Raw genomic sequence first — 19,251 nt, forward strand, 5'->3', positions numbered from 1 at the left:
GAATGGAAGACGACTGAATGGCCAGACGTAGCATCGGGGATATCGAAAAGATCTGGACGAATGTCGAGGGCGTGAAGAAGCTTTCCGACCGGATCATCGGTATCGGCCCGTTCGGCTGGGGTCTGGACGCCTTGCTGACCTGGATCCCCGTGGTCGGGACTGTCTATACGGTGGCGACCGGGGGCTGGCTGTTGCTGCAGGGAATACGGGTCCAGGCCACGCCGTCCACCCTGGCGCGGATGGCGGCCTATATGGCGGTGGATACCGCGGTTGGCACCGTGCCGGTCGCGGGCGACCTGGTCGACACTTTTTTCCCGGGCCAGCTGATGGCCGCCAACGCCCTGCAGAAACATATCGAGACCACCCACTGGGTCGAGGACGGCGAACGCGAGGCCCGCGCTTCGGGCGATCATGAACGGCACGTTGAGGCGATGCGTCAGGACCGGCAGAAACGCCGGATCGTTTATCTGCATAGCTGAGCGGCCCCCGATCGCCTGAGACCGGCTGAACGCCGCGAGACAGGCTGTCGCGGCCCGGGCGCGTGCGACATGTTTGAGCTGAATCCACCTTCCGGATGTCGTGCAATCGCTTGAGCCGCAAGGTCTTGCGGTCTTGAGGCCCTGCATCTTCCCGCCCTGGTCCGGCGCGGCACCAGACTGATCTCCGAAAGCTGAAACGGAGATTTTCATGAGCGACGACACCAGCGCCCGACTGGGCCTGCCCTATCTCGCCGCCGGCCAGATGCAGAAACACGTCACCCTCAATGAGGCGCTGACCCGGCTGGATGCCCTCGTTCATCCGGCGGTGATCAGTCGCACGCAGCAGGGTCAGCCGGTCTCGCCGTCAGACGGCGATCTCTACATCCTGCCGCCGGGCGCGACGGGTACGGCCTGGGCCCTGGCCGCGCCCGGCGACCTCATGCGGGCCGAGGCGGGCGGGTGGACCGCCGTCGCGGTGCCGAACGGGGTGATCGCCGCCATTCTCGATGAGGATCAACTGGTGGTGCGCAGCGGCGGGGTCTGGGAAGCTCTGGGTGATCGCCTGGGTCAGGTCCAGGGACTGAGCCGGCTGGGCGTCAACACCACGGCGGATGCGACCAATCCCTTTGCCGCCAGACTGAACACGGCCTTGTGGACGGCCCTTGAAGCCGGGCAGGGCGGGGACGGCGATCTGCGTCTGACCCTGAACAAGGAGGGCGCGGCCGATGTGCTGTCGCTGCTGTTCCAGAGTGGCTGGAGCGGCCGGGCCGAGCTGGGTCTGATCGGTGACAACGATCTTCGGCTCAAGGTCAGTGCCGATGGCACCAGCTGGTACGAGGCCTTTTCGGTGGACGCCGGTTCCGGACGGGTCAGCTTCCCGCAAGGGAGTGGCCGGGTCGCGGTTATGGTCTTCACCGCGGACGGAGTGTTCACGCCACCGGACTGGGCATCGACGGTCGAGGCCGTCTGCGTCGGCGGCGGCGGCGGCGGCGGTGCCGGGGCGCAGGGGGCGGGGGGAACCGCCCGCTTCGGCGGCGGTGGCGGCGGCGCAGGCGGCATCAGCCGGGCCCGCTGGTCTGCCACAGCCCTCGCGGGACCACTGACGGTCCAGGTCGGTGGTGGCGGAACCGGGGGTGTCGGGATCGCCGGTCAGGCCGGGGGGATCAGTCAGGTCTCACAGGGCGGACAGGTGCTGCTGACTGCAATGGCCGGACAGGGGGGCGCGGTCGGGGACGGCGTTTCCGGCACCGGGGGCGCGGGCGGCGCGGGTGTCGTTCCGGCCAATGACGGTGGCGGGGCGACCCCTGCCGGACCGGGCAGTGCCGGTCAGGCTCTGATCCGTCCTGACGGTTCCGGTGGAGGGGGTGCCGGAGGCGGACTGGATCCGGCCGACATCGCCCATGAGGGCGGCCCGGGCGGAGTCGGGGCTGTGCTGGGGATTGCGGCCGACGGCGGCGTGGGCGGATCCGGCGGGGCCGGAGCCAGCGGACAGGCGGCTCCGCTGCCGACGCTTCACTGGGCCGGTGGTGGTGGCGGCGGGGGCGGGGCCTCGGCCGCAAGTTCCGGACAGGACGGTGGCGCGGGCGGACTCCACGGTGCGGGCGGCGGTGGTGGCGGAGCTGGCCTGACCCAGGGGGGAACCGGCGGCTCAGGCGGTGCCGGGGTCGTCTGGCTGGTGGTGTCCGGATGAGCCGGATCATGACCCCCAGACCCCGACAGACCGAGCTTCTGGATGAATCCGTCCGGGATGCCCCCGACCACCTTTCACCTGAACAATGTCGCGATGAGACGGGACCCGGCTGGCACAGGTCACCCGGCCCGCCGACCGATCCGGAGGACGACCGATGACCGACCCGATGACTGTGCCGGCCTCTCTCGCCGAAGGGCGCTGGCTGTGGCGACGACTCTATGTGTTCGCGATCAGTGCGGGGCTGATGACGGTGCTGGACCGGGCTGTGGCGCGGGTACCGGCCGACACTATGCCCCGGATGGTCGACGGGCTGATGACGCTGCTGGCCCTGATCCTGGTGCTTTATCTGGTGGCTCCGACGGCGCAGCAGATGGTGGCCCTTCTGGCCAATCTGCGCCTGCGGCTGGGCGGGGGAGGACGGTCATGAGTTTCCGGCTCAGCCGTCGTTCGTATGCCCGGCTCGACGGCCCCCGTTTCGAGCTGAACCGGAAGGTTTTCCCGTGAAGCGGCCGTCCTTGCCAGGAGTCCTGACGGCGACCGGGTGGGGAAGTGTTGTGCTTGTCCTGCTCATCCTCGTTGTGGTCGTGGCCGGGCGGGGACTGGGCTTTCGCTGGGACCCGCTGAATCTCGCCGGACGACGTCTGGAGGCGGCCCAGACCCGGGCCGAGGTCGCGAGCGCGGATGCCGCTGCCCGTCGGCTGGAAATCGAGGGGGAGGCCGGTCAACGGCTGGCCCTGGACCGTCATCATCAACAGGCCCTGGCTGTGATGCGGGTGACCGCACCGGCCCTGGCCCAGGCCAGGAGCGCCGAAGATGCCCTTGAACCCCTGGATCCGGAGCGCGCCGGGCGTCTGCATGCTCATGATCGCCGGCTGTGCCGGATATCGCCCGCCGTCTGCGCCGATACCGCCGCGGCTGACCCTGCCGGAGACGGCGACGACACCGTGTCGACTGGAACAACTGGTTGAACAGCCCGGTCTGGCCGATCTGGAAGTCGCCTATATGACGCGGGGCGCGGATCTGGTCGCCTGTGACGCCGCCCGGCGTCTGGCGGTTGAGACCTTGCGGGCGGAAAGGGCCCTTCAGGACCGGTGGCGGTTGCGTGGGGAGCCCGACGATGGGCCGGGACGGCGTCCGAACCGGCAGAAAATGCCGGGGGCCCGGCAAAATCTGCCGCCCTGATCGCCAAACCGGCACATCCTGCCGGGCGATCGACGTGGTAAACAAGAACTACCGTATAAATAACAGCGCGTTGTGAATCTGCCTTCAACCGGTGCTGTGGCCTCGTCCTTGCTGCGAAGGGTCTGAGCAGAACGCTCCCGGCAGCCAAAATGGCGTCGGACACCAGAAGAAGGAATGACGTGTCATGGCTATGAACAGCGTGAACACAAACGTAGGCGCAATGATTGCCCTGCAGAACCTGCAAGTTACCAACAAGGAACTGACGCAGGTTCAAAACCGCATCAACACCGGTCAAAAAGTTTCGAGCGCCAAAGACAATGGTGCCATCTGGGCAATTGCCCAGGGGCAACGTGCTGAAATTGGTGCCCTGAACTCCGTTAAGGACAGCCTGCAGCGTGGCCAGTCGGCCGTGGATGTCAGCCTGGCCGCCGGTGAGTCGATCGCGGATCTGCTGAACTCACTGAAGACAAAAGCTCTCGCCGCTACAGATACGTCGCTGTCGACTTCCGGTCGCAGTGCGTTGAACGAGGACTTCAAATCCATCCGTGACCAGATCGCCACCGTGGTGTCCAATGCTGCGTTCAACGGCGTTAACCTGATCAACGGCTCGACCGGCACTGCCGGCTTTAAGGCGCTGGCCAATGCCACTGGCAGCACCATCAAGGTGGCGGGTGAAAACCTGTCTCTGGGCGGTGCGAACGTGACGGTCGCTGCGACGACGGTCGTCGATACCTCGACCAATGCGACGGCCGCCCTGGCCCTGGTCAATGCGTCGATCACCAATATCGGTGCTTCGCTGGCCCGTCTGGGTACCGGCTCCAACTCGCTTGGAACTCACCTCACCTTCATCAGCAAGCTTCAGGACTCGATTGAAGCCGGTGTCGGTAACCTGGTGGACGCCGACCTGGCCAAGGAGAGCGCCCGACTGCAGTCACTGCAAACCAAGCAACAGCTCGGTGTGCAGGCTCTGTCGATTGCCAACTCCTCGACCTCCATCCTGCTCGGCCTGTTCCGCTAGGAACACTGAATGGGAAGGGCGGAACCGCACAGCGCGGTTCCGCCCGACCATTCACCGGGCACTAACCGGGAGCCGGCGGTCGAAAGCCACCGGCAGGACCCATGAACAACAATGCAAGGATAGACATCGTACCGCCCGTAGTCGCCGTCAGTGGTTCCGCCACCGGAGGTGATTTCTCCCGATCCAAGGCCTCTGAAGATGCGGAGCGTGCCAATCGCTACCGCCTGGTCATTGAGGAGGGCGCCCGTGAAGGGCAGTTCATCTACAAGACGCTGGACCGGGTTACCGGTGAAGTCGTCCGCCAACTGCCTCGTGAGCAGATCGTCGAGTTCCTCAAGGAGGGGAACTACGTCGAGGGAGCGGTGATCGACACCTCCGTCTGAACGGGGCGAAAAAATCCCTACCGCCGCGCAGGAGCGATCCGCGCGGTTAATCGGCGTGGTTAGCGCGCGTTAACCATACGGACACGAATCGACCTCTAGCTTGCGAGTAATTGCTGAGGGATCGAGTCGGATGACGAATAGCGTCCATACCAATGTAGCCGCCGCCATTGCGTTGCAAAATCTGACCCGGACGAATGAACGTCTGGGCGATGTGCAGAATCGCATCAGCACCGGACTGAAGATCCAGGGAGCCAAGGACAATGCCGCGATCTGGGCCATCGCCCAGGGCCAACGGGCAGACGTCGGGGCTCTGGGGGCGGTCAAGCAGAGCCTGGACCGCGCCACCTCGATCGCCGATGTGGCCCTGTCTGCCGGTGAATCGGTTTCGGATCTGCTGATCCAGCTCAAGGAAAAGGTGGTCGCCGCGAAGGATACTTCGCTGGGCACCCAGTCGCGCCAGTTGCTGGATTCGGACTTCAAGGCCCTGCTTCGCGCGATCGGTTCTGCGGTGCAGAATGCGGCGTTCGACGGCGGCAATATTCTCAACGGCAGCCTGACGGTCGGAATCGAGTTCCTGGCCAATGCCGACGCCTCGTCTACCATCACCCTGTCTGCAAAAAACCTCTCGCTGGGCGGGTCGATCATTACGCTTTCGCTGACAGACAGCCTGCTGACGACCACGGGGGCGTCAACGGCGCTGACCAAGCTCGACGCCTCGCTGACCCAGTTGAACGCGGCGCTCGGAGAAATCGGCTCCCAGGCCAAGCAGATCGCGGCGCACAAGACCTTCGTCAGCAAATTGATGGACACACTGGAGTCGGGCATCGGCAATCTGGTTGATGCCGACCTGGCCAAGGAAAGTGCTCGTCTGCAGGCCCTTCAGGTGCAGCAGCAGCTGGGGGCCCAGTCCCTGTCGATTGCCAACCAGGCTCCGCAGATCATCCTGTCGCTGTTCCGGGGCGGCTAACGCCCGCCCTGAGTTGAGGCTCCCGGTCGTAAGCGCACGGCCCTGATTTCCTTGTCCGACCCCGACTCGGTTAATGCCCCGCCGTCAATCTGTTAAGGGGTTGTTACCCGGCGCCGCCCACACTGAGGGACGGGAGTTTGTGGTGATCAACAACAGCTATGTTCTAGGACTATTCGGTCTGGATTATTCGGGGGCTTCCGGGTCCTTTACGGGTAGGTCCGCGGCTGTCCAGAAAAAGCAGCCGACCGCGCCGTGGAGCGCGGCCTACGGGCTTCCCAAGCCTGATGCCTTGGTGCGCACGGCTCTTGCCGGGCGTCGCATTGTCGATGAGGGGGCCGCCCAGCTCGACCTGAAGGGGGCGTCTTCGGATTATCGGAAATTATTCGCACTGTATCAAGGCCTTGAAACCCTGAACGCGCTCGTAAGTCGTTCGGGGGTAAAGGGCGTATCCTCACCGGAACTGTCCCTGATCGAGAAGCGGTTCGCCTCCGGGCTGGACGAGGTCGGCAAATATCTGTCGGCGACGAGTTTTGATGCGCTGCGCCTGGTGCAGGGCACGACGTCCGCGCTCAGCAAGACGACTGCGGGTGTCCCCCGGGACAATACCAATTCGATCACCGGCCCCATTCACGAAGGCGATCCGGACTCTGTCGTGGCGGCCTTTTCAGGCACCGTCGTCTTCGACATCACGATCCGCAACGCCGGGGTGACGACCGCGGTACCGATCGACCTGGCCGGTATGGGGACGACACCCCGAAGCCTGACCAATGTGCTGACCCACATCAATACACAGCTCCAAACGGCCGGTGTCGTCACCCGGGTCGGTCGCGAGCTTCTCAAGGCTGAACCCCAGACCATTACCGTGGGGGGCAAGGCCGTGACCCTGCCGGCGGGACCTGACCGCTGGGCCCTTTCGATCCGGGGAGACAGCAGCGAGGTCGTGGGCTTCACTACGACCCAGACCTCTGACGCTGTCTATGTGGTTCAGAACGCCGGCCTTACGGGCGGGCATCAGCTGCTGAAATTCCAGTCGGACCTCGGCACCGCCCCGGTAATTACGGGCCCGAACACCGGCGACACCCATTGGGTGGACGGGCGTGCCTTGCAGACGGCCATGCCGCCGGGTGTGGAAACCGTGCGCGCAAGTGCGACCGGGCCGGACGGTTCGCTATGGGTCGTCGCGGACATCGACGCCGGTCCGGCCAATCAGCCGATCAAGGGCCAGCGTGACGTGGCGCTGATGAAATATGATTCCGCCGGTCGTCTGGTGGCGACCCGCGCCCTCGGAGCGGCATCGACCGCGAGCGGCTATGCGATTTCCGTGGGGACGGACGGGCGTGTCGCGGTCGCGGGATCGGTTGTAGGGGCACTTGAGCCCGGCAAGACCGGTGACGTGGCGACCGTCGCGGACAGCTTTGTCACGGTTTTCGATGCCAACGGTGAGGAGCTCTGGACCCAGCGCCGGGGCGCGCGGGCGGCGGACGAAGCCACATCCGTCAGCTTCGGCCCCACCGGAACCGTCTATGTCGGCGGGCGGGCCCGGTCCGCCATTCCGGGGGGCGGCAGCGTCGGTGGCTGGGACGGCTATGTTCAGTCCTTCACCGAAAGCCAAGCCTACCCTTCGGCTCCGACGATCGCGACCGCGTCGGGGGTAAACCAGTTCGGTACCACAGGCGACGATGGCGTTCAGTCCATCACCATCGACGGTACGAACCTGTATTCTGCCGGGGTCGAGGACGGTCGCATCGTTGTGCGCCAGTTCGCGCTCGGTGCCGGCGCGCCGACCCTGACGGCGACCCGGGACCTGGGCGTCGCCAGCGGCAAGATCGCCGGAATCGCCGTGTCCGCAGGTAAGGTTATTCTGACGGGCACGACGCGTAATGCGGCGCTGGGCGTCGCCACCGTCAATACGGTCCATTCGGGCGGCACCGATGCCTTTGTCGCGGTGCTGGACACGACCCTGGTCGCCTCGGCGGCGGACCGTCTCACCTATTACGGAGCCGCCGGCGACGATACGGCGGCGGATGTGAAGGTGCATAACGGCAAGGTCTGGATCACCGGTGTGGCCGACCGGGCCATCGGGGCCAAGCCCGAGGACCCGACCCAGGGCTATCTGACCCGGCTCGATCCGTTGACCGGTGTGGTCGAATGGACCCGCTCCTGGGCCGGAGACGGCCAGCAGGCAGCGCCGCTCACCCTCGCCGTCACCACGGGTGGGGCCAGTGTGCTGGACCGCCTGGGTCTGCCGCAGGGTGAGATCGATCAGAACGATTCCAAGAGGTTGCTGGATTCGACCTCGCTTCGCAGCGGTGATCGTTTCTACGTTGCACCCGCCAGCGGGGGGCGCCCGATGGCGGTCACCATCGAGGCGCGTGACACCCTGCAAAGCCTTGCCCGCAAGATCGAGCAGGCCTCGCGGAATACGCTGAAGGTCACCGTCTCCTCGGAGGCGGCGTCGACGGCCATGTCGGGCGATATCCGTACCGCCCTGCTCACCGGTCTGCAGCGCCTGACGGTGGCGGCCCGTGACGGCAAGACCGGTGCGGTGCTGACGGCCGGCGAGACGGGGCGCGACGCGCTCGCCGGACTCGGCCTGTCCCCGGGGTTTGTCGGTTCCGACGGCACGAACTCAGCGATCAAGACCTTCGGCCTGGATCTGCCGAGGACCCTTTCGCTCGCTCCGGCTGATCTGAAGGCGACCGGCGACCGGCTGCAGGCGGCGATGAAGGCTCTGCGCAGCGCCTATCGTTCGCTGTCCCCCGCCTCGACCAAGCCGGCCATAACAGGTACGGCCCCGGCCTATCTGACGGCGCAACTCGCCAACTACAGGGCAGGCCTCGCCCGTCTCGGTGGATAGCGCCGGTCACTGAACCTTCCCGGTTGACGCCCCGGCCCCGGACGGGGTTATTGGGTCGCCTCAGCTGCGCGAGCCTTCAATGCCTTTCAACAACCGTACTATCCTGGCGATCGGTGCCGGCGTCGCCGTGCTTCTGGCTATTGTCGCGGCCCTGATCTTCAGCGGGGGACGGCGGTCATCGGAGGCACCGCCTGCGTCGATGGGCGGGCTGACGGTCGATGTCGCGGATGCACCGAGCCTCGAACCGACGCGGGAACTGCGCTGTTTTGTCGACGGCCAGTTCATCGGCATGGCCACCCTGACCGATTGCGCTCGCCGCAACGGTCTGGCGACGGATGCGCTCGATGTCGGGCTGGATGAGACCGGGGCCCTGGCCGCGGCCCCGACCGCAGCCTTTGCGCCGCCGCCGCGCCTGCCGCCAGTCGAGATGGTCGAGATCGATCCCGCTCCCAGCGTCACATTGCCGAGCCAGCCGTCCCAGCCCGCGTCGACGCCGGTGGCCGCCGGCAGTGCCTGTCTGCGTCACACCGGATCCGACTGGCGTTCGCTGTCATCGAACATGGGCCTCAACGCCTGCGTCCAGGCCCTGTATTCGGGCACCTGCGTACGGCCCGGTGAGGCGTTGTACGGTCGCTGGGGCGATACCACGCTGCGGCTGGTGCCGCGCCGGGTGGAACAGTCCAGCGACAATGCCCGGTTCCGCACCCTGGCCGAGCAGGATCGCAATTGTCAGTTTCCGGGACTGGGTCGATGAGAGCCCTGACCGTCGCCGCTGTCGCTGCCGCCGGTCTGGCCGCCGCAGCCTGTCAGGGCGCGACGGAGGCCCCCTATACGCCGGGAGTCTGCTACGCCGTCAACCTGGCGGAAGACGGCAAAGGGGTGCCGGATTTCAGCGTCCTGGCCCGGGATCAGGCCCAGATCGAATTCTGTGCCGCGCGTCTTGAGGAAATGCGCCTGCGCTTCCTGCGTATGGGCGGTACCCGGCGCGACGTCATCGGAGCCTATCAGGGGCAGTTTATTTTCATCGACCGTTTCGGCGTCTCCTTCTCGAAGACGCTGGAGGGCAACCGCTTTATGGCCCTGGCGCGGACCGGGGACGGCCGACTGGCGATTCCGGCGGCGATCCAGCGGGAGATCGACGGGACGCCGATCGCCGTGGCCGCGCCACCGCCGGAACCGGCAAACTAGACGAACAAAACTGGAACATTGGCGCGTGATCGACTAGGTTGCGCGCTTCAAACTCAAGCATGGGAGCTCGGCTATGGCGGGCAGCGTCAACAAGGTCATTCTGATCGGCAATCTGGGCAAGGATCCGGAGATTCGTTCGCTCACCTCGGGCGAGCGCGTCTGCAACCTGTCGCTGGCGACCTCGGAGCAGTGGCGCGACAAGTCCTCGGGCGAGCGCAAGGAAAAGACCGAGTGGCACCGGGTGGTCATCTTCAATGACAACATCATCAAGGTGGCCGAGAACTATCTGAAGAAGGGCTCGACGGTCTATATCGAGGGCGCGATCCAGACCCGCAAATGGACCGACCAGTCGGGCGTCGAGAAATATTCGACCGAGGTCGTGGTCGGCAAGTTCAAGGGCGAGCTGACCATGCTGGGCGGCCGCAATGATTCGGCCGGCGGCGGTGCGAGCCGGAGCGGCGGCGACGACGACTATGCCTCGGGCTTCTCGACCGGCGGGGCCAACAAGCCCAGCGGCCCCAAGGAAAGCTACGACCTGAACGACGACATCCCGTTCTAGGACGACAACGGTGCGGCCGGCGTTCAGCTATCGCAGCGACCCGGCCGTCCCGGCCTTTGCCGATGATCGCCCGGTGGTAGTTTTCGACGGCGATTGTCCGATCTGCTCCCGGTCGGCGCGCCTGATACTACGCCATGATCGTACGGCCCGGTTTCGCCTGATGGCGGCCGGGTCTGAGCTGGGTCGCGCGCTTTATGCCCATTATGGCCTCGACCTCGATGACCGGCCGACCATGATCCTGCTGCAGGACGGCCGGCCATGGCTGCGGTCGGAGGCCGTGTTGCGTATCGCGGCGAGGCTGGGAGGCATTTTTCGTCTGACCGCTGTGTTCAGGGTTATTCCCGCCGGGCTGCGCGACCGGGGCTATGATTTCGTCGCCCGCCATCGGATGCAACTGGGATTGGGGGGCGCGGTCTGCGTGCTGTCCCCCGGTATCGATCCCGACCGGATGCTGGGATGACGAGGCCCCGCGTTCTGGTGCTGGGTGCCAATGGTTTTATCGGGGCGCATGTCGCAGCGGAACTGGCCCGTCAGGGCTGGCGGGTCCGGGCGGGGGCACGCAAGCCTGACGAAGCCCGTCGCCGCGCACCGCGCCATGATTGGGTCAAGGTGGACTTCGGCGATTTGACCACGGCAGAGGCCTGGGCCCCGCTGCTGGTCGGGGTGTCGGCGGTCGTCAATTGCGTCGGCGTGCTTCAGGACGGGGGCGGAGACAGTACCCGCATAGCCCACGTCGACGGCCCCCGGGCGCTCATTGCGGCCTGTGAGGCCGTCGGTATTCGCCGTTTCGTGCATCTGTCGGCCGTCGGAGCCGAAGACGCGGCCAGGACGGCCTATGGGCGTTCGAAGGCCGTGACCGAGCGGTTGGTGGCGGCGTCCGATCTGGACTGGACCATTCTTCGACCCTCGCTGGTTGTCGGGCGCGCGGTGTTTGGCGGCACGGGATTGATCCGGGCGCTAGCGGCGTTTCCGGGGGTGATTCCGGTGATCGGCGGAGACCAGCGTTTTCGGCCGGTACCGATGGAGGATGTCTGTGCCGCCGTTGTGGCTTCCTTAAAGTCGGAAGCTCCGGTGTGCCGAACCTATGACGTCGCCGGAACCGAGAGTCTGACTCTCGTGCAGATTCTGGAATTGTACCGCGGCTGGTTTGGTCTGCCGTCGGCACCGGTCTTCCGGGTTCCGCGAGCCCTGGCCTGGCCGGTTGTTGCTCTGGGTGACGTTGTCGGCCGCCTGGGGTGGGCATCCCCGTTGCGGTCGACAGCCCTTCGGCAGATGGATGACGGGGTCGAGGGAGACCCCGAGGCTTGGGTGCATGCGCTCAAGGTGACGCCCCACAGTCTCGCCGACCAACTGTCGCAGGCTCCGGCTACGGTGCAGGACGTTTGGCATGCCCGACTGTGGTTTGTGCGACCGGTCGCGATCATGACGCTGGGCCTGTTCTGGTTGCTGACCGGTGTGATCAGCTTTGGACCCGGCTGGGCCGCTGCCGTGGCGATTCTGCACGAGGGTGGCTACGGCACCGCCGCCGTGCCGGTGGCCTGGTGGGGGGCATTGCTGGATGTCGTTCTGGGCCTAGCGTTGTTCGTGCGACCGTGGACGGCGCGAGTTGCCCTGGCGATGGCCGTGTCGACGGTCGGCTATCTGGCCGCTGCAACGATTAGCCTGCCCCAGTATTGGGTCGACCCTCTTGGCCCCTGGCTGAAGGTGCTGCCGATGATGGCGCTTTGCCTGTTTGTCGCCGCTACGGACCGGCGGCGCTGATGCTCTTTTTCGTACTGAAGATCGTGCATGTCCTGTCTGGTGCCGTGTTGTTCGGCACCGGTGCCGGGATCGCCTTCTTCATGTTGCGGGCCAACGCGACCCGTGAGGCCCGGACCGTTGTGGCGGTCGGCCGTATCGTTGTTCTGGCTGATATGGTGTTCACCGCGACGGCGGTTGTCGTTCAGCCCCTGAGCGGGCTCGGATTGGTTCTGCTTCAGGGATGGTCGCCGTTCGAGCCGTGGCTGGTGGTGGCATACGGCCTCTATGGTCTGGTCGGACTGTGCTGGCTGCCCGTGGTGTGGATCCAGATCCGCATGTTGCGTCTGGCCGAGACGGCCGTCAGGGACGGAGCGCCGCTGCCTGCAGCCTATCATCGTCTGTTTGCATGGTGGTTCGTGCTCGGCTGGCCGGCTTTCGCCGGAGTGATGGGCATCTATGTGCTGATGGTCGCCAAACCGGTATTTTGAGCCAGTCACAGGTGCTCACCCGATGTGATGAGTCGGGTGTCAGTAGCTGTGCCATAGGCCTGTGGTGACCCAATCCTCATCCCCGTCCCCGTCCCTGGCCCTGCCGGAAATCCTCGCCATCGCCGCGGTGGTGGTGATCTGGGGGGTCAACAATGCTGCGGCCAAGGTGGGGACCGAGGTTTTGCCGCCGCTGCTGATGGCAGCGATGCGGTTCGGTTTCGCGGCGGCCTGCCTTGTACCGTTTGTCCGGCCACCCTTTCCAAACTGGAAGAGTCTGGCAATCATCGTCGTGCTGGGGGGACCGGTGCATTACGGGCTGATCTATCTGGCGTTCTGGCTGGCCCAGGACGTCAGCCCCGTCTCGGTGGCGGCGCAGCTGTGGATTCCGTTCACGGCGCTATTCGCCTTTCTGCTGCTGGGTGAACGGCTGTCGAAATACGCCCTGGTCGGGATGGCCATCGCCTTCGTCGGCGTCGCCTGGATGATGGGGGACCCCCATGTGCTGCAGGACTGGAAGGCCATTGCTGTTGGTATCGCAGCGGCGGCGTCCTGGGGCATGACGACGGTGATCGCGCGGCGGACGACCTCTATCCCGCCGTTGAAGATGCAGGGTCTGCTGGCCCTCGTAGCCCTGCCGACCCTGGCCTTTGGATCGGCGGTCTTCGAACACGGCCAGCTGGAGGCGGTGCGGGCGGCCACGCCGCTGATCTGGGCCTGTGTGCTGTGGGCTGGTCTGGTGTCGTCCGTGGCGGCCACGACCCTGGTGTTCTGGCTGGTGCAGCGGCGTGAGGCGGGGCGGGTGACCCCTTATCTGCTGGCCACGCCGGTGGTGTCGATCGCCATCGGCTGGCTGTTCCTCGGTGATGTGCTGACCGTGCAGATCCTGACTGGAGCCGCCCTGACCATGGGCGGGGTCGCGGTGGTGGCCCTGGCCGAGCGCGGGCTCCGGGCCGGGGCGGCCAGGGCCTAGCGTCTTTCCGCACCTGACGGAGTCAGTCAGACGTCGGAACAGGTTCCGGAGTCAGAATGGCGCAGACCCGAACCCTGGGTGAGGGCGTCAGTTGAGGCCGATGCCGGTCTAGAGGCCGGGGATCTTGAAGCCGACCGAGCGCCGCGGCGTGATGGTGATTCCGCTCCGGCCGCCGGTCAGGGCCTGAAGCCGTTCGTATTCGCTGGCGGCATCGATCGTCATCGATCCCGCCGCCGTCTGGCTGACGGTCGCCGACTGTGAGGCGGGCACGTCGTGTCGCCAGAACAGCAGTCGGCTGGCGAAATTTTCTTCCTTGTGCGCCAGGTCCCCGAATTCATCATCGATCACATAGCGGGCCAGGGGGTCGGCGCGGTCGGCGCCGGCCTGGGCGACGAACAACTGCTCGGCGGGGGTGCGCGTGATCGACTGACGCTGACCCAGCAGGATCTGGCGCGCGGCGCTCTCGGGAGCCAGTTCCTGCGGGCGCGGCTGGCCGGGTGCCGGCGGGCGCAGGCCGTATTCGGGCGGCACGGTCAGCGGGGCGGTCGAGACGGTCAGGAAGGCGTCCGGCGTGATCTTGGTCATGCCGATGCTCTGCTGGAGGCTCGTGCAAGCCCCGAGAGACAGGGCCGAAGCGGCGACAAGGGTCAGGACGGCGGCGTTGCGAATTCGCATGATCAGGGGCTCGGCTCGTTGGACGCGCGTCATCGACGCGGCTCTGGAACGACTAGAAGGAGAGTTGATTACGACTTTTCGGCGGCTTCGCCAACCGGAGGATGACGTTCCGACAACAGGCTGTCGACGATCAACAGCACCACACCCACTGATATGGCGCTGTCGGCGATATTGAATATCCACGGAAAGACCCTGTGTCCGGCGATGACCGTGCCGGAAAAGTCGATGAAATCAACCACGCCACCGAAGCGGATGCGGTCGATCACATTGCCGACAGCCCCGCCCATGACCAGGCCGATAGCGGTGATCAGCAGGCGACGGTCGACCCGGGTCGCCCACCAGCCCAGCGCGACGGCGACGGCGATGGAGAAGCCGCTGAGCAGCCAGCGCGCGGTCCCGCCGCCCAGCAGGCCGAAGCTGACCCCGTCATTGAGGACGAAGCTGAACCGCAGGAAGGGCGGCAGGACCGGCAGCGACTGGAAGAACCATTGTTCGCGCTCGATCAACTGTCCCGAGACGGTCAGCATGTTCATTGCGTCGAGGATCCAGGCCTTGGTCAGCTGGTCCAGAACGATGACGGCCAGGGCGAAGCCGAAGGCGGCGTAGGCAAGGCGAGAAATTTTCATGCGGATCGCTTTTGGAATGAGGCCCGGGGGGTAGCAGGCGCAGGCCGGGGCGCGAAGATCAAATCTGACGATGCGGTTCCGGTCGACGGCAATGGAGCGTGCGTCAGGCTCAGCCTGCGGCCATCACGCCGCAGGCGACGCGGCCACCGGCTCCGCCGATGGGCTGGCTGCGGTGGTCGTCGGACCCGGCATGGATGACCAGGGCCGAGCCGTCGGCGTCCCACAACCACTGACCGGGCCCGGTGGCGGCGATTCGGGCCCGCGAGGTGAAGACCTCGGCATTCACCCGTCCGTCGGCGTCGGCATGGATATTGGGCAGGTCACCGTCATCGGGGCCGTCGGGGTTCAGCAGACCGTGCGGGGCGGCGGGGGCGGCGTGGTTGATATGGCCGCCGGCCGAGGTGAAGGGGGCGTCGCAGCGGCCCGTGGCGTGGATATGGACGCCGTGCCAGCCGGGAGTCAGGCCCGAGGCTTCAATGCGGATCAGCAGGCCGGTCGGCCCCTGGGTCAGGGCGGCGCGTCCGATGGCTTCTCCTGCAGCGTTTCTGAGCGTCGCCTCGCCGAAATCCCCCATCGCCGCCTGCTCGGCGGGCTGTGGTCCGTAGTGGTTTTCGGTCAGGCTGACACAGGCTCCGAGGGGCAGGAGGAGGGCGCTGGCGAGAAGAATGGGGCGCATGGCTGAAATTCCTTTCAGGGACGGGCTTTGACGGGTGGTGGGACTTTGCCTCTGTCGAGCGTGGATGCTAGAAAACACCTATAGCGGATCACGTTCCGATTCCGGCCATTTAAAGCCTGATTTCCTTGACCGACGACACCTTTGAGACCCCTGTGCCCCCGTCCGGCGGGCACGGCGACATTTCCACCATCACGATCGAGGAAGAGCTGAAACGCTCCTACCTCGACTACGCCATGAGCGTGATCGTTTCGCGGGCCCTGCCGGACGCGCGTGACGGGCTGAAGCCGGTGCACCGGCGCATCCTGTATTCGATGCACGACCTGAACATGACGCCCGAGCGCTCGTATTCGAAATGCGCCCGTGTGGTCGGTGACGTGCTGGGCCGGTTCCACCCGCACGGCGACGCCTCGGTCTATATGGCCCTTGTGCGTATGGCGCAGCCCTTCTCGATGGGGCTGATGCTGGTCGACGGCCAGGGCAATTTCGGCTCGGTCGACGGCGATATGCCGGCCTCGATGCGATATACCGAGGCCAAGATGGCCCCGGCCGCCGTGGCCTTGCTGGCCGATATCGACAAGGACACGGTCGATTTCCAGCTGAACTACGACGAGAAGGAACTTGAGCCGGTTGTCCTGCCGGCGCGGATTCCGAACCTGCTGGTCAATGGCGCGGGCGGCATCGCCGTCGGTATGGCCACCAATATCCCGCCGCATAACCTGGGCGAGATCATCGACGCCTGCGTGGCGCTGTTGGACGATCCCGAGGTCACCGACGACGCCCTGCTGGACCTGGTGCCCGGACCCGACTTTCCGACCGGTGGCGAGATCATGGGGCGGACTGCGCCGCGCAACGCCCTGCGCGAAGGCCGCGGCTCGGTCATCGTGCGCGGCAAGGCGACGGTCGAGACCATCCGCAAGGATCGCGAGGCCATCGTCGTCACCGAGCTGCCGTTCCAGGTCAACAAACAGACCCTGATCGAACGCATCGCCGAAATGGTGCGTGAGAAGCGGATCGAAGGCATTTCCGATGTGCGCGACGAGAGCGACCGTCAGGGCATGCGGATGGTGATCGAGCTGAAGCGCGACGCTTCGGGCGACGTCATTCTGAACCAGCTGTGGCGCTATACGGCGATGCAGAGCTCGTTCGGCGTCAATATGCTGGCGCTGAACCACGGCCGTCCCGAGCAGATGGGCCTGCGCAAGATGCTCGAGGTCTTCCTCGACTTCCGGGAAGAGGTCGTGGTCCGGCGGGTCAAGTTCGAACTGGCCAAGGCCCGCGACCGCGGTCACGTGCTGGTCGGTCTGGCCGTGGCCGTGGCCAATATCGACGAGGTTATTCACATCATCCGCAGCTCGGCCGACCCGGCCGAGGCGCGCGAGCGACTGCAGGCCAAGTCATGGCCGGTCGGGGACATGATGGCCCTGATCGAGCTGATCGCCGATCCGCGCTCGATGCTGGTCGAGGGTGACAAGTTGAACCTGACCGACGAACAGGCCCGGGCGATCCTGGCCCTGACCCTGTCGCGCCTGACCGGCCTGGGTCGCGATGACATCTTCAACGAGGCCCGCGGCCTGGCTGACACCATCGCCAAACACCTGCTGCTGCTGTCGGACCGCGCCAACATCCTGGCGGTGATTCGCGCCGACCTGCTGGAGGTGAGGGCCGAGTTCGCCGTGCCGCGCCGCACCGAGATCGGCGACGGCGATTTCGAGCTGGAAGACGAGGACCTGATCCCGCGCGAGGACATGGTCGTGACCGTGACCCACGGCGGCTACGTCAAACGGGTGGCGCTGAACGCCTATCGGACCCAGCATCGCGGCGGCAAGGGCAAGTCGGGCATGACGATGAAGGACGAGGACGCCATCGTCGGCGTGTTCTCGGCCTCGACCCATACGCCGGTGCTGTTTTTCGCCACCAACGGCAAGGCCTACAAGCTGAAGACCTGGCGTTTGCCGCTGGGCGGGCCGACCTCGCGCGGCAAGGCCTTCGTCAACCTGCTGCCGATCGAGCCGGGCGACAGCATCATGAACGTCCTGCCCCTGCCCGAGGACGAGGCGGAGTGGGGCAATTACGACATCATGTTCGCCACCCGCTCGGGTGACGTGCGCCGCAACAAGCTCAGCGACTTCGCCACCGTCAACCGGGCCGGCAAGATCGCCATGAAGCTGGATGACGGGGACCATATGGTTGGCGTCGCCCTGTGCACCGCCGAGGACGACGTGATGCTGACCACGGCGCTGGGTCGCGCCATCCGCTTCAAGGCCGACGATGTGCGCGTGTTCAAGGGGCGGGATTCGACCGGGGTCCGTGGTGTGCGTCTGAAGGTCGGCGATGAGGTCATCTCGATGGCCGTGCTGGGCCGGGTCGATGCCACGCCGGACGAGCGGTCCGCCTATGTCAAACACGCCACGGCCATGCGCCGCGCGGCGGGGGACGCCGACGATGAATCCACGGTGGTCGAGGTGGACGACGAGGACGAGGGCAACGGCGACGCTGCCCTGTCGATCGAACGGATCGCCGAACTGGGCGCAGCCGAGCAGTTTATCCTGACCGTAACCGAGACCGGCTTCGGCAAGCGATCGTCGGCCTATGAGTACCGGCGCACCGGACGTGGCGGCCAGGGCCTGACGGCCCACGGTCTGGGCGGACGGGCAGGGGACCGTCTGGCGGCCTCCTTCCCGGTCGAGGACGGTGACGACCTGTTGCTGGTCACCTCGGGCGGGCAGATGATCCGCACGCCGGTCAGCCAGGTCCGCACCGTCGGTCGCACCAGCCAGGGGGTGACCATCTTCCGCACCGCCGAGGGTGAGCGGGTCGTTTCGGTTGAACGTCTGGGTGACGTCGCCGGTGACGATGACGAGGACACCGGCATTGATGTGGACGGCCAGGACGACGAAGAGGGCGGCGACGCCTGACGATGGACGCGGATCGTCAGATCACGGTCGACGGCGAACCTGCCACCGACGCCGATCTGACCTGCCTCGCCCTGATCAACTACGGTGCCTACACCTCTTTTCGGGTGGAGGACGGCGGCGTTCACGGGCTGGACCTGCATCTGGCCCGGCTGGAGGCGTCTGCTGCTGAATTGTTCGGTGAGGCCGTGGGTGAGCCGCGTCTGCGCGACCTGATACGCCTTGCTGCGGCAGACGGTGACCCGTGCTGGCTGCGCGTCAGCCTGTTTTCGCCCGAGATCCGGCCGCGCGAGGTCAGCTGGCGCGGTCGACCCCGGGTGATGATCGCGCGCTTTCCGCCGCCGCCGCCGTTGGCACAGAGCGTGCGGCTGCAGACCCAGGTCCATGCCCGCGAGGCGGCGCATCTGAAGCATACGGCCACCTTCGGCCAGATACGGGCGCGGCGTTCGGCCCGCGACGCCGGCTTCGACGACGCCCTGTTCGTCGATGACCAGGGGCAGGTGTCCGAAGGCACGCTGTGGAACATCGGCTTCGTCAGAGGTGACACCGTGACCTGGCCGATGGCCCCGATGTTGTCGGGGGTCGGTCAGGCCCTGCTGCAGCGTGGGCTGGACGGCGTCGGCCTGTCGAGCCGGACCGCGCCGGTGTCCCTGTCCGGACTCGGGGGTTTTGACGCGGCCTTCATCTGCAACAGCGCCACGCCGGCCTGCGCCGTCAGCGCGATCGATGATCACATCCTGGCGACAGCGCCCGCCCTGATTGACCGCCTGCATGAGGCCTGGCGATCGAACCCGGGCCAGCTGATCTAGGCTCACCATTTCGCAGATGCTAAACCGATCCA

The 19,251-nt window shown here is 66.1% G+C and carries 20 protein-coding genes; 17 read left to right on the forward strand and 3 right to left on the reverse strand.

What is annotated here, in order from left to right:
- Positions 1-17: 17 nt before the first annotated feature.
- The 15 genes from AAC050_RS10325 to AAC050_RS10395 all read left to right on the forward strand — a co-directional run bounded on the left by AAC050_RS10325 (position 18) and on the right by AAC050_RS10395 (position 13,521).
- On the forward strand, positions 18-479 hold the full coding sequence (locus AAC050_RS10325; RefSeq protein WP_339915000.1) for a DUF4112 domain-containing protein: 462 nt from the start codon (positions 18-20) through the stop codon (positions 477-479).
- Between the two features lie 208 nt (positions 480-687).
- Complete coding sequence (locus AAC050_RS10330) at positions 688-2,169, forward strand: DUF2793 domain-containing protein (RefSeq protein WP_339915001.1); 1,482 nt, start codon at positions 688-690, stop codon at positions 2,167-2,169.
- Between the two features lie 154 nt (positions 2,170-2,323).
- The gene (locus tag AAC050_RS10335) at positions 2,324-2,596 is read left to right on the forward strand and encodes a hypothetical protein (protein ID WP_339915002.1); all 273 of its coding nucleotides are present in this window, start codon (positions 2,324-2,326) and stop codon (positions 2,594-2,596) included.
- Positions 2,597-2,723: 127 nt separating this feature from the next.
- The gene (locus tag AAC050_RS10340) at positions 2,724-3,137 is read left to right on the forward strand and encodes a hypothetical protein (RefSeq protein WP_339915003.1); all 414 of its coding nucleotides are present in this window, start codon (positions 2,724-2,726) and stop codon (positions 3,135-3,137) included.
- 398 nt (positions 3,138-3,535) lie between these two features.
- Positions 3,536-4,369: a flagellin gene (locus tag AAC050_RS10345; protein ID WP_339915004.1), complete on the forward strand. Its 834-nt coding sequence runs from the start codon at positions 3,536-3,538 to the stop codon at positions 4,367-4,369.
- A 101-nt stretch (positions 4,370-4,470) separates the two neighbouring features.
- Entirely contained in the window at positions 4,471-4,752 is a 282-nt protein-coding gene (locus tag AAC050_RS10350; protein ID WP_339915005.1) for a hypothetical protein, read from the forward strand.
- A gap of 130 nt (positions 4,753-4,882) precedes the next feature.
- Entirely contained in the window at positions 4,883-5,719 is an 837-nt protein-coding gene (locus AAC050_RS10355) for a flagellin (RefSeq protein ID WP_339915006.1), read from the forward strand.
- Between the two features lie 292 nt (positions 5,720-6,011).
- Positions 6,012-8,576, forward strand: coding sequence for a transcriptional regulator (locus AAC050_RS10360; RefSeq protein ID WP_339915007.1), 2,565 nt, complete (start codon positions 6,012-6,014; stop codon positions 8,574-8,576).
- A gap of 79 nt (positions 8,577-8,655) precedes the next feature.
- The gene (locus tag AAC050_RS10365) at positions 8,656-9,330 is read left to right on the forward strand and encodes a hypothetical protein (RefSeq protein WP_339915008.1); all 675 of its coding nucleotides are present in this window, start codon (positions 8,656-8,658) and stop codon (positions 9,328-9,330) included.
- Entirely contained in the window at positions 9,327-9,764 is a 438-nt protein-coding gene (locus AAC050_RS10370; protein WP_339915009.1) for a hypothetical protein, read from the forward strand. Before AAC050_RS10365 ends, AAC050_RS10370 begins: the two co-directional genes overlap by 4 nt.
- 73 nt (positions 9,765-9,837) lie before the next feature.
- A complete protein-coding gene (ssb, locus tag AAC050_RS10375) occupies positions 9,838-10,323 on the forward strand; it encodes a single-stranded DNA-binding protein (protein ID WP_339915010.1) in 486 nt (161 codons plus the stop codon).
- A 10-nt stretch (positions 10,324-10,333) separates the two neighbouring features.
- The gene (locus AAC050_RS10380; protein WP_339915011.1) at positions 10,334-10,783 is read left to right on the forward strand and encodes a DCC1-like thiol-disulfide oxidoreductase family protein; all 450 of its coding nucleotides are present in this window, start codon (positions 10,334-10,336) and stop codon (positions 10,781-10,783) included.
- The gene (locus AAC050_RS10385; RefSeq protein WP_339915012.1) at positions 10,780-12,084 is read left to right on the forward strand and encodes an SDR family oxidoreductase; all 1,305 of its coding nucleotides are present in this window, start codon (positions 10,780-10,782) and stop codon (positions 12,082-12,084) included. The genes AAC050_RS10380 and AAC050_RS10385 overlap by 4 nt, the downstream gene beginning before the upstream one ends.
- Entirely contained in the window at positions 12,084-12,551 is a 468-nt protein-coding gene (locus AAC050_RS10390; RefSeq protein WP_339915013.1) for a DUF2269 domain-containing protein, read from the forward strand. The genes AAC050_RS10385 and AAC050_RS10390 overlap by 1 nt, the downstream gene beginning before the upstream one ends.
- A 64-nt stretch (positions 12,552-12,615) precedes the next feature.
- On the forward strand, positions 12,616-13,521 hold the full coding sequence (locus AAC050_RS10395; RefSeq protein WP_339915014.1) for a DMT family transporter: 906 nt from the start codon (positions 12,616-12,618) through the stop codon (positions 13,519-13,521).
- A gap of 108 nt (positions 13,522-13,629) precedes the next feature.
- Here the strand turns inward: AAC050_RS10395 and AAC050_RS10400 are convergent, their stop codons facing one another.
- The 3 genes from AAC050_RS10400 to AAC050_RS10410 all read right to left on the reverse strand — a co-directional run bounded on the left by AAC050_RS10400 (position 13,630) and on the right by AAC050_RS10410 (position 15,498).
- Entirely contained in the window at positions 13,630-14,196 is a 567-nt protein-coding gene (locus tag AAC050_RS10400) for a DUF3035 domain-containing protein (RefSeq protein ID WP_339915084.1), read from the reverse strand.
- A 68-nt stretch (positions 14,197-14,264) separates the two neighbouring features.
- Entirely contained in the window at positions 14,265-14,822 is a 558-nt protein-coding gene (lspA, locus tag AAC050_RS10405; protein ID WP_339915015.1) for a signal peptidase II, read from the reverse strand.
- Between the two features lie 109 nt (positions 14,823-14,931).
- A complete protein-coding gene (locus AAC050_RS10410) occupies positions 14,932-15,498 on the reverse strand; it encodes a superoxide dismutase family protein (protein WP_339915016.1) in 567 nt (188 codons plus the stop codon).
- A gap of 125 nt (positions 15,499-15,623) precedes the next feature.
- Here AAC050_RS10410 and gyrA point away from each other — a divergent pair, with 125 nt between their 5' ends.
- Together gyrA and AAC050_RS10420 are read left to right on the forward strand one after the other, a co-directional pair.
- Positions 15,624-18,413 (forward strand): DNA gyrase subunit A, encoded by a 2,790-nt coding sequence (gene gyrA, locus AAC050_RS10415; RefSeq protein ID WP_339915017.1) that lies wholly within the window; start codon positions 15,624-15,626, stop codon positions 18,411-18,413.
- Between the two features lie 2 nt (positions 18,414-18,415).
- The gene (locus AAC050_RS10420; protein WP_339915018.1) at positions 18,416-19,219 is read left to right on the forward strand and encodes an aminotransferase class IV; all 804 of its coding nucleotides are present in this window, start codon (positions 18,416-18,418) and stop codon (positions 19,217-19,219) included.
- The last annotated feature ends 32 nt before the right edge of the window (positions 19,220-19,251 follow it).

Source organism: uncultured Brevundimonas sp. (assembly GCF_963974615.1).
Classification (GTDB): Bacteria; Pseudomonadota; Alphaproteobacteria; order Caulobacterales; family Caulobacteraceae; genus Brevundimonas.